The sequence below is a fragment of the Psychromonas arctica genome, assembly GCF_036697365.1.
In the GTDB taxonomy this organism is placed as follows: domain Bacteria; phylum Pseudomonadota; class Gammaproteobacteria; order Enterobacterales; family Psychromonadaceae; genus Psychromonas; species Psychromonas arctica_A.
This window is the reverse complement of sequence record NZ_JBAHZA010000005.1, coordinates 179,200-193,606: the sequence shown is the minus strand read 5'-3', so window position 1 is coordinate 193,606 and position 14,407 is coordinate 179,200. Positions and strand designations below refer to the sequence as shown.

The following is a 14,407-nucleotide window of genomic DNA, read 5'->3' as shown; positions in this document are numbered from 1 at the left end:
CCTAAGCTTGCTTAGGTTTTTTTTATTAAAAAATTAAGTGTGAAGCCATGATATTAACTAGCCGACATAAACGCCTCGACCTTAACCAACCACAAATTATGGGCATTTTGAATGTCACGCCGGATTCATTCTCAGACGGTGGTAAATTTGCTGATGTAGAGCTTGCCGTTGAACGTGCAAGAGAAATGCTTGATCAAGGTGCCACTATCATTGATATAGGCGGTGAATCGACTCGTCCAGGTGCCGATGATGTGGTATTAGTTGATGAATTAGAAAGAGTTATTCCTGTTATTAAAGCTATTAAACAACACTTAGATTGTTGGATCTCTATTGATACGAGTAAAGCTCAAGTGATGCGTGAAGCAGTAAAAGCGGGTGCTGATATTATTAATGATGTAAGAGCGCTGCAAGAAGAAGGGGCTTTAGCTGCAGCAGTTGAAGCTGATGTTCCTGTTTGCTTAATGCACATGCAAGGTCAACCAAGAAGTATGCAAAGTGCGCCTGATTATCAGGATGTTGTTGAAGAAGTGAAAGCATTTTTAATTGAACGTAGTAATCAGTGCATTGACCAAGGTATTAAGCGAGAGCATATTATTATCGATCTCGGTTTTGGCTTTGGTAAGTCTTTAGAGCATAATTTTGACTTACTTAATGCAACTCAAAATTTTATTAATCTAGGATTTCCGGTATTAACCGGTGTTTCTCGCAAATCAATGTTTGGTCAACTACTAAATCGTGATATAAATGACCGTTTAGCAGGAAGCCTAGCTGGGGCTATGATTGCAATGCAGCAAGGCTCAAAAATTATCCGTGTTCACGATGTCCGAGAAACCGTTGATGTCATGAAAGTATTACAGCAAATAAATACCTTCAAATAGGCAAGGTATCTCCGATAATGGTAAAAGTTATTTTATGAATAAAAAGTATTTTGGTACCGATGGTATTCGCGGCAAAGTAGGTGAGTCTTTAATTACCCCTGAGTTTGCTTTAAAACTTGGTTGGGCGGCAGGACGTGTATTAGCTAAATCTGGTAATAAAAAAGTACTCATAGGTAAAGATCCACGTATTTCTGGTTACATGTTAGAAGCTGCTTTACAAGCAGGCTTGACCTCAGCAGGTATTATCCCTGTATTGATGGGACCTATGCCAACCCCGGCTATTGCTTACCTAACGCATACTTTCCGTGCAACGGCTGGTATTGTCATTAGTGCATCTCATAATCCATATTATGATAATGGCATTAAATTCTTTTCTGATGAAGGTATTAAGTTATCTGAAAAAGTAGAGTTAGAAATTGAAGCTGAAATTGATAAAGAATTAAAGTGTGTTGATAGCAGCGAAATGGGTAAAGCGTACCGTATTAATGATGCAGCAGGTCGTTATATAGAGTTTTGTAAGAGTACTTTCCCTTCTGAGTTTAGCCTGGCAGGTTTAAAAGTGGTTGTCGATTGTGCAAATGGTGCTACTTATCATATTGCCCCTTCAGTGATCAGTGAATTAGGTGCAGAAGTTATCGCCATGGGCGTTGAGCCAAATGGCGTTAATATTAACCTTAATTGTGGTGCGACCAGTATGGATGCCATTGCAAAACGTGTCATTGAAGAAAAAGCGGACTTTGGTGTTGCCTTTGACGGCGATGGAGACCGTGTGATGATGGTTGATCATACTGGCCATGTATTAGACGGTGATGAATTATTATATATTATTGCTCGTGATAAATTACGTAAAGGTAAGTTAAAAGGCGGCGCAGTAGGTACTAAAATGTCTAATTTAGGTCTAGAGCAAGCGCTTAAAACCTTAGGCATTCCATTCGATCGCTCTGATGTTGGTGATCGACATGTAATGGAATTAATGAAGAAAAATGGCTGGTCAATTGGTGCTGAAAACTCAGGGCATGTAATTTGTGCAGAGCATTTAGCTACAGGTGATGGCATTGTTTCCGGTTTGCAAGTAATGGGCGCGATGCAAGGTAGCCGTATGAGTTTACACGATTTGCGTCAAGGCATGAGAAAGTACCCACAGATACTTGAAAGTATTCGTTATAATAATGAAATAGATCCATTGCAAGATGAAGATGTATTAAAAGAATTAGCTAGAATCGAAGGCTTACTTGGGGAAAGAGGCCGCGTATTATTACGTAAATCAGGTACTGAACCAGTATTTAGAGTCATGGTTGAAGCTGATGAAAGTGAAGAAAAAGTACTCGGTTATGCTAAATCTCTTGCTAGTAAAGTCAAAGTTTAAGCTAAGAAGTTAAACAAGCCTAATTACCATATTTATATTAGGCTTGTTTTATATGTGAAGCTATTTGATGTTTTTTTAAACGGTTTAGTCTGTTGTAATAACAAGTAATTAATTTGTATTAATATTCACTTGTGATCTGCACCAGCATTGGGTAGTATTCGTCCGCTTCTTTGTGGGAGCACAGGAAGTTTTAATAAGATAAATTAGGTAATGTGAATATGTATGAAATACTGTTAGTTGTTTATTTAATTGTTTCAATTATTTTAGTTGGTTTTGTATTAATCCAACAAGGTAAAGGAGCAGGCATGGGTGCATCTTTTGGCTCTGGTGGTTCTAACACAGTATTTGGTGCAAGTGGTTCAGGTAACTTTATGACTCGTACTACTGGTATCTTAGCGTTAGTATTTTTTGTACTTAGCTTAGTATTAGGTAACTTGTCTTCACATCACGTATCAGCAAACGAAGAGTTTTCAAACTTAGAAGTTGAACAGGTTTCTGAAGTGCCTGTTGAAGTTGATACTTCTACTCAAATTCCTGAGTAATATTTTTAAGCGGATATGGTGGAATTGGTAGACACGCAGCCTTGAGGGGGCTGTGGCTTAGGCCGTGAGAGTTCAAGTCTCTCTATCCGCACCAAATTATGTTTTTTGATTGCGCTAATATTACAGATTCGCTATACTATGCGCGTTTTCAAGGCAATCAAAAGAACTGCATGTAAGTTTCTTTTTTTAAGCCTCGAATAAAAGATTTTAGTTTGAATATTGTTATAATGTTTAAACAACAGTTCGGACGCGAGATGGAGCAGCTTGGTAGCTCGTCGGGCTCATAACCCGAAGGTCGTTGGTTCAAATCCAGCTCTCGCAACCACATTTTAGTGTATGTTTTAAGAAAAGCTCGTCGGGCTCAACTCTTAATAAAACACTGGCGAAGGTCGTAGGTTAAATCCTGCATTCGCAACACTTTCTACAAGGTAGTTTATGATTAGCTTGTTAAGGTGAATAAAGTAAGTTTTTACTTTATTACTACATTCGATATTGCAGTGCTCAATGGCAATATCTTGTTTGATTTATTCAAACAAAACGAATGAAGCTCCAATTTATTGGGGCTTTTTTGTTATTTGCGTATTTGAAATTTATTTTTAAGTGCGTTTACTGACAACTTATGTTTATGAAAAATAAACATAAGTTGTTATTTAAATAGGGCTATATGCCCTTTTTTTGTTTCTGAAAGGGGATAGATTTGGCAAGTTTAGAAGAGCGTCTAACTGAAATGTTAGCGCCAAGTGTGGAAGATCTTGGCTACGAATTGGTTGGTATTGAATATGTTCGTGCAGGAAAGCATTCAACGTTACGTATTTATATTGACCAAGAAGAAGGTATTTTAGTTGATGACTGTGCTGCGGTAAGTCGTCAAGTAAGTGCGATTATGGATGTTGAAGATCCAATCACCAATGAATACACATTAGAAGTTTCATCTCCAGGTATGGAAAGACCCCTATTTAATGCTGCTCAATATGCTGCATTTGTAGGTGAAGAAGTAAAAATCCAATTGCGTATGCCGATTCAAAATCGCCGCAGATGGAAAGGTGTCATTAGTAATGTGGATGGGGAAATTGTTTCCATCTCTGTTGAGGGTAAAGAAGAGCGCTTTGCGCTGAGTAATATCCAAAAAGCGAATATAGTTCCAAAATTTGATTAATTAAGGCGTTAAAAATGAATAATAAAGAAATTTTATTGGTTGTTGAAGCGGTTTCAAATGAAAAAGGCTTACCGAGAGAAGCAATTTTTGAAGCATTAGAAAGTGCATTGTCTATCGCAACTAAAAAGAAATACGAATTAGAAATTGAAGTGCGTGTTGATATTGATCGTGAAACGGGACATTTTGATACATACCGTCGTTGGTTAGTACTTGCGACTGATGCTGAAATGGAAAACCCAGCAAAAGAGATGACTTTTGAAGCTGCTCAATACGATAACCCAGAAATTCAAGTGGGTGAGTTCATTGAAGATGAAATCGATTCAGTAACATTTGACCGTATTACCACACAAACGGCAAAACAAGTTATCGTACAAAAAGTACGTGAAGCAGAACGTGCACAAGTTGTTGCACAGTATGCTGAAAAAGAAGGTGAGTTAATCACTGGTGTAGTTAAGCGCATGACTCGTGATAGTATTTTGTTAGACCTTGGTAACAATGCTGAAGCAGTTATTTTCCGTGACGAAATGCTACCACGTGAAAACTTCCGTCCGGGCGATCGTCTACGTGGTTTACTATTCAAAGTAAGCCCTGAAGCTCGCGGTGCACAATTATTTATGACGCGTACACAGCCTGAAGTCTTGGTTGAATTGTTCCGTTTGGAAGTGCCTGAAATTGCTGAAGAGATGATTGATTTAATGGGCGCTGCTCGTGATCCAGGTTCTCGTGCGAAAATTGCTGTTAAATCAAACGACCAACGTATTGACCCAATCGGTGCATGTGTTGGTATGCGTGGTGCACGTGTTCAAGCAGTATCAAACGAACTTGGTGGTGAGCGTGTTGATATTATCCTTTGGGATGAAAACCCAGCGCAATTTGCTATTAATGCAATGGCACCTGCTGAAGTAGCTTCTATTGTTGTTGATGAAGATTCACACAGTATGGATATCGCGGTAGAAGAAGATAATCTAGCACAAGCTATTGGCCGTAATGGTCAAAACATTCGTTTAGCATCACAACTAACAGGTTGGGTATTAAATGTAATGACGGTTGCAGAGTTACAAGCTAAGCATCAAGCTGAAACTGATAATGTTATTTCAGTATTTACATCTGCATTAGAGATTGATGATGACTTTGCTGGTGTGTTAGTTGAGGAAGGTTTTAGTTCTCTAGAAGAGATTGCTTACGTTCCTGCTGAGGAGTTATTAGCTATCGACGGTCTTGATGAAGATATGGTTGAAGAGCTACGTACTCGCGCGAAAGATGTATTAGCAACAAAAGCGCTTGCTGAAGAAGAAAGCCTTGAAGGTGCAAAACCAGCTGATGATTTATTAGCACTTGAAGGCTTAGAAGCTCACCTTGCATTTGTAATGGCAAGTAAAGGTGTAGTTACGTTAGAAGACTTAGCAGAACAAGCTGTTGATGATCTACTAGAGATTGATGAAAAACTAGATGCAGATAAAGCAGCGGCACTGATCATGTCTGCTCGTAACATCTGTTGGTTTAGTGAAGATGCATAATAGCGTCAGTATGGAGAAATAAATAATGTCAGAAATTCTATTAAAAGACCTCGCAAAAGACCTAAATAAATCTGAAGATGCGTTAGTTCAGCAGTTTGCGGCTGCCGGTATTACTAAAAAAGCTAGCGACACAGTAAGCGTTGAAGAAAAAGAGAAATTAACGACTCATCTACAAAAGCAACACGGTGGTGAGCAAAAACAAAAAATGACTTTACAACGTAAAACAAAAACGACGTTAAACGTAAAAGGTCAATCAAACGCAGTAAATGTAGAGGTACGTAAAAAACGTACTTTTGTTAAGCGTACTGATGAAGAGATTCAAGCTGAAAAAGCGGCAGAGCAAGCAATCAAAGCAGAAGCTGAAGCAAAAATTCAAGCTGAATTAGATGCGAAGAAAGAGCAAGCTGAAAAAGTACTAGCTGAAAAATTAGCAGCTAAGAAAGAAGCTGAAGCAAAAGCGAAAGCAGCAGCTGCAGCAAACAAGCAAAAACAAGCGGCATCTAAATCAACTAAAACAGAAGAGCAACTTCAATTAGAAAAAGAAGCGGCTGACTTGCAGAAAAAAGCAGAAGCTGAAGCTTTAGCTAAAGTTGAGAAAGAAGCGGCATTACAAGCTGAAAACGCTAAAAAATTAGCTGAAGAAAATGCAGCGCGTTGGGCAAAAGAAGAAGCTGACCGTAAAGCAGCTGAAGGCGCTGATTACCACGTAACAACTTCTTCGGAAGCACGTGCAGCAGAAGATTCTGTTGATGCAAAAGCGGAAGGTCCAACTCACCGTAAAAAGAAAAAGAAAGCAGTAGCTGATAAGCCTCTTGAAACACCTTATTCTCGTCGCAATGGTCGTAACAACCGTCGTGGTAAGAAAGGCGCAACAGCAACTCCTTCTGCACTTCAACAAGCATTTGAAAAGCCAGCTGCCAAAGTTGAACGTGACGTTAAAATTGGTGAAACAATTTCAGTTGCAGAGCTAGCAAGCAAAATGGCTGTAAAAGCAACTGAAGTTATTAAAGTTATGATGAAGATGGGTGCAATGGCAACTATCAACCAAGTGATCGACCAAGAGACAGCGACTATCGTTGCTGAAGAAATGGGTCACAAAGTTATCCTAACAAAAGAAAATGAGTTAGAAGAATCAGTACTAGCTGAAGCACAACAAGGTGGAGCGAAAACATCTCGTGCACCAGTTGTAACTATCATGGGTCATGTTGACCACGGTAAAACGTCACTACTTGATTACATTCGTCGTGCAAAAGTTGCTGACGGTGAAGCCGGCGGCATTACACAGCATATCGGTGCTTACCATGTAGATACTGATAAAGGTATGATTTCGTTCTTAGATACACCAGGACACGCGGCGTTTACGTCAATGCGTTCACGTGGTGCTAAAGCAACGGATATCGTTATCCTTGTAGTTGCAGCAGATGATGGTGTTATGCCACAAACTGTTGAAGCGATTCAACATGCTAAAGCAGCTGGTGTACCGTTAATGGTTGCAGTGAACAAAATCGATAAAGAAGGTGTTGATTTTGACCGTGTTAAAACGGAACTTTCACAACATGATGTTATTTCAGAAGAATGGGGTGGTGAAAACATCTTCTCATACGTTTCTGCAAAAGTAGGTACTGGTGTTGATGAATTACTAGACAGCATCTTATTACAAGCTGAAATGTTAGATTTGGAAGCGGTTTCTACAGGTCCTGCATCTGGTGTGGTTATTGAATCTCGTCTTGATAAAGGTCGTGGTCCAGTTGCTTCTATCTTGGTACAACAAGGTGAACTTAAACAAGGCGATATCGTATTATGTGGTCTTGAGTACGGACGTGTTCGTGCAATGCGTGATGAAAACGGTAAGCCAATTGAGTCTGCTGGTCCATCTATTCCTGTTGAAGTACTTGGTTTATCAGGTGTTCCACAAGCGGGTGATGAAGCGACAGTTGTTAAAGATGAGAAGAAAGCACGTGAAGTTGCATTATACCGTCAAGGTAAATTCCGTGATATCAAACTAGCTCGTCAACAGAAAGCGAAACTTGAAAACATGTTCTCTAACATGGAAGCGGGTGAAGTATCTGAACTTAACGTTGTACTTAAGTCTGACGTTCAAGGTTCACTTGAAGCGATTTGTGAATCATTAAACAAACTATCTACAGATGAAGTTAAAGTGAACATCATCGGTCGTGGTGTTGGTGGTATTACGGAAACTGATGCATCTCTTGCTTCAGCGTCTGGCGCAATCGTAATCGGCTTTAACGTACGTGCTGATGCATCTGCGCGTAAATTAATTGATAACGAAGCGGTTGAATTACGCTACTACAGCATCATCTATGATCTAATTGATGAAGTACGCTCTGCAATGAGTGGTTTATTAGCACCTGAGTTCAAACAAGAAATCACAGGTATTGCTGATGTACGTGAAGTATTTAAATCACCTAAGATTGGCGCAATCGCTGGTTGTATGGTGACGGAAGGTACTATTAAACGTAACAACCCAATTCGTGTACTACGTGAAAACGTGGTTATCTACGAAGGTGTACTTGAGTCACTACGTCGCTTTAAAGATGACGCAAACGAAGTTCGTAACGGTGTTGAGTGTGGTATCGGTGTTAAGAACTACAACGATGTACGCGTAGGCGACCAAATCGAAGTATTTGAAACTATTGAAGTTAAACGTACTCTTTAGTTTTAATATCTGAATAATGATGACGAATGGGGGCTTTTGCCTCCATTCTTATTTAAACAGCACTTAAAAGGGTGCTGATTAGGAGTTACAAATGGCAAAAGAATATAGCCGTACTTCTCGAGTTTCTCAGCAAGTACAAAAAGAACTTGCACGAATTCTACAACAAGAAGTAAAAGATCCACGTATTGGCATGGTGACTATCTCTGGTGTAGATATCACTCGTGACCTAGCTTACGCAACGGTATTTGTTACCTTTTTAACAATTGGTGACCAAACAAACGAAGAATCACTAAAAGGCTTAAATGCTGCTTCTGGTTACATTCGTCGTTTACTAGGCAAAGCAATGCGTTTACGTATTGTGCCGGAAATCCGTTTTACCTTTGATGAAACATTAACTGAAGGTTTACGTATTTCAGAGTTAGTTAGCGGTGCAGTGAAAAACGATAAAGTTAAATTGAAAGAAGCGGGTCGTGAAGACGAGCAAGAAGAGGAAGCACAGTAATGGCAAAACGTGGAAAGGGTCGCCCGATTAATGGCATCGTTTTATTAGATAAACCTACGGACATCAGTTCCAATCATGCATTACAACGTGTTAAACGTATCTTCTTTGCACAAAAAGCAGGACATACTGGCGCTCTAGATCCACTTGCGACTGGTATGTTGCCTGTTTGCTTAGGAGAAGCGACTAAGTTTTCACAGTTTTTATTAGATTCTGATAAACGTTATACAGTGACCGCAACATTAGGTGTAAGAACCGATACCAGTGATTCACAGGGTGATGTTGTCTGTGAAAAGCCTGTTTCAGTGACGCAAGAGCAACTTGATACTGCTTTAGATACTTTTCGTGGTGATATTGAGCAAGTGCCTTCTATGTACTCAGCCTTGAAATTTGAAGGTAAGCCTCTATATAAATATGCACGTGAAGGGATCACCATTGATCGTCCGGCTCGTCCAATTACAGTTTATGAAATTAACCAATTGCGCTTTGAAGGTAATGAAGTTGATCTCGATATACATGTAAGCAAAGGTACTTATATTCGTACCATTGTAGATGATTTAGGGGAGTTATTAGGCTGTGGGGCACATGTTTCTATGTTGCGTAGAACACAAGTTGCTGATTACCCATATCAACGCATGGTCACTATCGAAGAGCTTGAAGCATTGATTGTAAAAGCGAAAACAGAAGATATTAGCCCGTACGACTTATTAGATCCTCTCTTATTAGAGATGGATACAGCAGTGAAAAATTATCCAGAAGTGAACATTTCAGATGAAATGGGTGCTTATGTATTGCATGGTCAACCAGTTCAAGTTTTTGGTGCACCAGATAACACAATTGTTAGGATTACAGTCGGCGATCAAAAAACCTTTATTGGTGTCGGGCAAATGAACGATGATGGCTTAATTGCGCCGAAACGATTAGCAAACTTAGATCTTTCTTAATTGTATTTCTAGTGAATGGGTATCAATATGACTAAAATAGATTTTTCTCAGATTAATAAAACTGCCGCTGATTCCTTTAATCAGCAACGTAACGTGATAAAACGTATCGCTAAAGGACAGACGGTGCTTTGTGAAGCCTGTGATAAGCCATTAACCTTGACGGTGCTCAGTGAAGGCGAAAGTGGCGTACAATGTAGTAAAGGTTGTACCCAGATTAATTTAGAACTCGAACAATAAAGTATCGGGTAAAGGTAATATTTATGAGTTCAGAACTATATTTTATTTACGACTCTCATTGCCCATGGAGTTATGCTGCTACACCATTAGTGCTTGCACTGGAAAATGCATTTCCTGATATGGAAATAAATGCATGGCACTGTGCACATTATGATGGTGGTAACAGCGTTGGATTTAATACCCTTAAGTCTGTAGAGCAAGAGAGTGATGTTGCTTTTTCACAGGATTATGTACGTTTCGTAGATAGCCCTAAAAATAGCATCATCAGTGCAAACTTATTAACCTGGATTGCTGCTAAGCAACCAGAGAAATTGTTGCCAGTATTACAGGCATTACAACATGCTCACTTTGTTGAAGGTAACTCTTTAGGTAAAAAAATCGATTTTACGGAATTAGCTGAAACGTTAAAACTGTCTATACCGAATAAAGTATTTAAAGAAGAGTTAAGTAAAGATGCGATGTTTGTCCAATCAGACATTAGTGAATTACAAGGCTTTATGGGAACGGCTTCTTTCCCTGCTTTATTGTTGGTACACAATGATAACGCCGTACTGTTAAATCATGCTCAATACTTGAGTAACCCACAAAGTATTGTGGCAGATATAGAAAAACAGCTGCAAGGCTAAAAGTTTTTTAAGATCTAAATTAAAAGGGGGATGTGTTTTTGACATATTCCCTTTTTATTTCCTTAACTTGCACTTCCCCAAACCTAAACGCATACTGTATTTTTATCAATTGTTTCTGTGAGAATACAAGATGGCCGATAGTTTCCTACTTTTTGATATTCAACAAAAAGACCAGCTTGCTGATGACGTGTTGCCTTATTTTGAAGAAAGTATCCTACCCAGAGCATGGGATGATCAAACACTAACTTTTGCTGAAGGTAGTCGTGTATACGCTTATCTTAGTGACTTACAAGTACCTGCAGCAATTGAAGCTGCAATTGAAGGCGGTTGGCACTTAGCAATTTTGCCTCATCCAGATGCGCTATATGCGAAACGTGGATTTTGCGCTCAGAGTAGTCTAAAAAAAGCCATTCAAGATGCTGAAAAAAGTGAAGCGAAACAAGTTGATATAGTCCGCTGTAATGGTGATATTCTATTATCTTCATTAGTGTTAGGGGAAAGCTTTAACTTAATCCCTACCGCTAAAAGCTTAGGTTTTATTGATAGAGTTAAACTTGGTTGGCATAACATCACTAAAATTCGTCAAGCTTGCCCTAAAAAGATGACGTTTATCACAGCGAATGAAAGCACTGTGACTACTGCTGCATTAGGTGTTGTGATTGCTGGCCATGTTCATGACTCTTGGTTATCAAAACATATTTTACCTAATAGCCATATTAACGATGGTATGTGTCATGCAATGATTATTGCCCCGCGAAGTGTAATGGAATTATTGCGCTTTTTTATTATGACCTCAGTAATAAAATACTATTCCTTACCGAGCTTTTTAGGCTTAATCAAAAGCACAACCTTAACGATTACTAATGGCGATAAATTTGAATATTCAATTGATGGCCAAACGCGTAAAGCTGAAACACTTACTATTGAAACTGAACCGGAACAATTAACACTGCTAGTGGGTGAGTCATTACCAATAATTAATGCCTCAAGTGCAAAAAAAGAACAGATCAAAACCACACGTTTACCATCAGGTGGTGCAGTTTCTGAGATCGCCTCTAAACCATTGGCGTTTATTGCCCATGCGGCAACTGATGAGTTCAAAGATTTATACCAATTGCTCAGAGACAATGCGACCGCATCTTCTGCTTTCTTAACTTTAATGGCATTGTCGACCTTATTAGCCAGTGTTGGGCTTTTTGCTAGCTCTGCGCCGGTCATCATTGGCGCGATGATTTTAGCACCGTTAATGGGGCCTATTATTTCATTATCGATGGCACTTGCGCGACAAGACCCGTCACTATTAACCGCAAGTGCACGTACCCTAAGTATTGGTATATTGGTGTCCTTAGGTTTTTCTTCTATTGCTAGTTTTATTATTCCTATGGAAATCACCACGCCTGAAATTGCAGCACGATTAAGCCCGAGCTTATTAGATTTAGGTGTGGCAGTTATTTCAGGTATTGCGGGTGCCTATGCTCATGCGCGTGTAGGGGCTGCTAAGAGCCTAGCTGGTGTTGCCATTGCCGTTGCCTTAGTTCCTCCTTTATCAGTTACTGGCATCGGTATAGGCTGGCTAGATTCTCATGTCGCTTGGGGAGCATTATTATTATTTTTAACTAACTTAGCAGGTATCGTTTTTGCTGCTGCGTTAACCTTTCTGGCGCTTGGCTTTGCACCTTTTACTCGAGCTAAAAAAGGCCTAATGATTGCTTTTATTGGCGTTGTATTAGTATCTATACCATTAATATTTAGTTTCTTACGTTTATCCCAGGAAGCAAAAATAATGCAGCAGTTAGAAGGTAAAGAAATAGGGCAAGTAGTGCTTCGAGAAGTTTATGCAAGGGCAATTGAACCTATCGAAATCTCATTAAAAATTGTGACGCCAGAAACCTTAAATAGCGAGAAACTCGATAAGATTAAAGACAGTATTGAATCGCAGTTACAACAAAAGGTGGTGATGGAAGCACAAGTAGTTATTCGCAGAGAATGAATAAATAAGTGTTTACTCGCCTTTTAAACAGCTAATACCAAGCTAATTTAAAGGGCAGTAAATCATGGTAAACTTCTCTTTTATTTACGCCTTATTAATGGATTTATAACGGTTCTTTATGTTTACACTTCGTCCTTATCAACAAGATGCTGTGAATGCGACTTTGCATTATTTTCGTCGTTTTAGTTCACCGGCTGTGTTGGCTTTATCTACAGGAGCGGGCAAAAGCCTGATCATTGCAGAGCTGGCAAGAATAGCCAAAGGGCGTGTGTTAGTACTTGCTCACGTTAAAGAGCTGGTAGAACAAAACCATGCTAAATATGAAAGCTATGGGGTTGAAGCTTCTATTTTCTCAGCAGGGTTAGGGCGTAAAGAAACATCACAGCAGGTAGTGTTTGCATCGGTACAGTCGATAGTGAATAACCTGGATTTGTTTGACGATGCTTTTTCACTATTAGTCATTGATGAGTGCCATCGCGTACCTATGCAGGGCGACTCAAGCTATCAAAAAGTGATTAAACACTTACAATCTATCAACCCAAACTTAAAGGTTTTAGGATTAACGGCTACTCCATATCGATTAGGGTTAGGTTGGATTTATCAATATCATACGCGTGGCCAAGTACGCAGTGAAGCCCCCCGTTTTTTTCGTGATTGTATCTTTGATTTACCAATCCGTTTCTTATTAGATGAAAAGTTCTTAACTGAACCCAAAGTGATGGACATGGCGGTATTAAGTTATGATTTCTCACAAATATCGCCAGCGAATACTGGCGCTTATAAAGAATCTGATTTAAACAAAGTCATTGAAAAATCTGGCCGTGCCACACCTGAAATTATTAAGTCTGTGATTGCACATGCAGAAGATCGCCAAGGAGTGATGATTTTTGCTTCAACGGTGAAACATGCACAGGAGATCATGGGCTACTTATCAGAGCAAAGTGCTGCTTTGATTATTGGCGATACTGCCAGTAAAGATCGTGACCAAATTATCCAAGATTTTAAACTTAAAAAAATTAAGTACCTAGTGAATGTCTCCGTTTTAACGACCGGTTTTGACGCACCACATGTTGACCTTATTGCTATTTTACGTCCCACAGAGTCAATTAGTTTATATCAACAAATTGTCGGACGAGGATTACGCTTGTCGGAAGGTAAAGAAGATTGTTTAGTGATGGAGTTTGCAGGGAACTGTTACGACTTATATCAGCCAGAAGTAGGGCAAGAAAAGCCTGAGAGTGGTAGTGAAATCGTGACTATTCCTTGTCCTGCTTGCCAGTTTAATAATAACTTTTGGGGAAAAGTCGACCCAGCCGGTTTTGTGATTGAACATTATGGTCGTAAATGCCAAGGATATTCTTTAAAAATAACCGAAGATGAACAGGGCAATAAGTTTGAAGAACGTGTCCATTGTGATTATCGCTTTCGAGCTAAATTTTGTGACCAGTGTGGGTTAGATAATGATATTGCTGCGCGAGTTTGTGGTCACTGTGAAGCAGTACTCGTTGACCCAGATAAAAAACTACGTGAAGCATTAAAACTAAAAGATGCAATGATTATTCGTTGTGACGATATGCAACTTGAAGGGACTAAAAATAAGCACGGTAAAAATCAATTAAAGGTGACCTACCGTGGCGGACAAGGGCAAATCAGTGAATTTTGGCAGCTAACTACTGCTAAGCAAAAAGCGATGTTTTTGCAGCGCTTTATTCAGCCGCATTTGATTGACCGTTTCCGTCCTTTTACTGATTCGTCAGTAACTAAGGTGATTCAAAATGAACATAGATTACAACCGCCAGAAATCGTGATTGCACATAAAGTTGGACGATTTTGGCAGGTAAGAGATAAACTATTTAATATCGAGCAGTTTCCAAAAGCAGTGGAAGTATTAAAGCAAATTGAGTCGTCACCAGCAGAAGTGTAACTATTGAGTTTAATTGATGTTCAGTAAGTGGGTAAGCCAATAATACAACCA

12 protein-coding genes and 2 tRNA genes are annotated in these 14,407 nt (G+C 39.3%); all 14 read left to right on the top strand.

All coding sequences use genetic code 11. The annotated features are described in order from the left end of the window. The first annotated feature begins 47 nt into the window (after positions 1–47). The 14 genes from folP to V5290_RS07630 all read left to right on the top strand — a co-directional run bounded on the left by folP (position 48) and on the right by V5290_RS07630 (position 14,356). On the top strand, positions 48–878 hold the full coding sequence (gene folP / locus V5290_RS07695) for a dihydropteroate synthase (RefSeq protein ID WP_333383628.1): 831 nt from the start codon (positions 48–50) through the stop codon (positions 876–878). Between the two features lie 34 nt (positions 879–912). After that, positions 913–2,244 (top strand): phosphoglucosamine mutase, encoded by a 1,332-nt coding sequence (gene glmM / locus V5290_RS07690; protein WP_333383626.1) that lies wholly within the window; start codon positions 913–915, stop codon positions 2,242–2,244. Between the two features lie 218 nt (positions 2,245–2,462). Next, a complete protein-coding gene (gene secG, locus V5290_RS07685) occupies positions 2,463–2,786 on the top strand; it encodes a preprotein translocase subunit SecG (protein ID WP_333383623.1) in 324 nt (107 codons plus the stop codon). Between the two features lie 9 nt (positions 2,787–2,795). Next, positions 2,796–2,880, top strand: a tRNA-Leu gene (locus V5290_RS07680). A 154-nt stretch (positions 2,881–3,034) separates the two neighbouring features. Beyond that, positions 3,035–3,111: transfer RNA gene (locus V5290_RS07675), tRNA-Met, on the top strand. Between the two features lie 372 nt (positions 3,112–3,483). Then, complete coding sequence (rimP, locus tag V5290_RS07670) at positions 3,484–3,942, top strand: ribosome maturation factor RimP (protein ID WP_333383619.1); 459 nt, start codon at positions 3,484–3,486, stop codon at positions 3,940–3,942. Positions 3,943–3,956: 14 nt separating this feature from the next. Further along, positions 3,957–5,459, top strand: a complete 1,503-nt coding sequence (nusA, locus tag V5290_RS07665) for a transcription termination factor NusA (protein WP_333383616.1) — start codon at positions 3,957–3,959, stop codon at positions 5,457–5,459. Between the two features lie 25 nt (positions 5,460–5,484). Next, positions 5,485–8,136 carry a translation initiation factor IF-2 gene (gene infB / locus V5290_RS07660; RefSeq protein WP_290039983.1) on the top strand — a complete coding sequence of 884 codons (2,652 nt, stop codon included), beginning with the start codon at positions 5,485–5,487 and terminating at the stop codon, positions 8,134–8,136. Between the two features lie 91 nt (positions 8,137–8,227). Next, the gene (gene rbfA, locus V5290_RS07655; RefSeq protein ID WP_333383613.1) at positions 8,228–8,638 is read left to right on the top strand and encodes a 30S ribosome-binding factor RbfA; all 411 of its coding nucleotides are present in this window, start codon (positions 8,228–8,230) and stop codon (positions 8,636–8,638) included. Further along, complete coding sequence (gene truB, locus V5290_RS07650) at positions 8,638–9,579, top strand: tRNA pseudouridine(55) synthase TruB (protein WP_333383610.1); 942 nt, start codon at positions 8,638–8,640, stop codon at positions 9,577–9,579. Before rbfA ends, truB begins: the two co-directional genes overlap by 1 nt. A gap of 27 nt (positions 9,580–9,606) precedes the next feature. Beyond that, on the top strand, positions 9,607–9,816 hold the full coding sequence (locus V5290_RS07645) for a hypothetical protein (protein WP_333383607.1): 210 nt from the start codon (positions 9,607–9,609) through the stop codon (positions 9,814–9,816). Between the two features lie 23 nt (positions 9,817–9,839). Next, positions 9,840–10,442 (top strand): protein-disulfide isomerase, encoded by a 603-nt coding sequence (locus V5290_RS07640; protein ID WP_333383604.1) that lies wholly within the window; start codon positions 9,840–9,842, stop codon positions 10,440–10,442. Between the two features lie 130 nt (positions 10,443–10,572). Continuing rightward, positions 10,573–12,432 carry a TIGR00341 family protein gene (locus V5290_RS07635; protein ID WP_333383602.1) on the top strand — a complete coding sequence of 620 codons (1,860 nt, stop codon included), beginning with the start codon at positions 10,573–10,575 and terminating at the stop codon, positions 12,430–12,432. Positions 12,433–12,550: 118 nt separating this feature from the next. Next, positions 12,551–14,356 (top strand): DEAD/DEAH box helicase, encoded by a 1,806-nt coding sequence (locus tag V5290_RS07630; protein ID WP_333383599.1) that lies wholly within the window; start codon positions 12,551–12,553, stop codon positions 14,354–14,356. Positions 14,357–14,407: the final 51 nt, after the last annotated feature.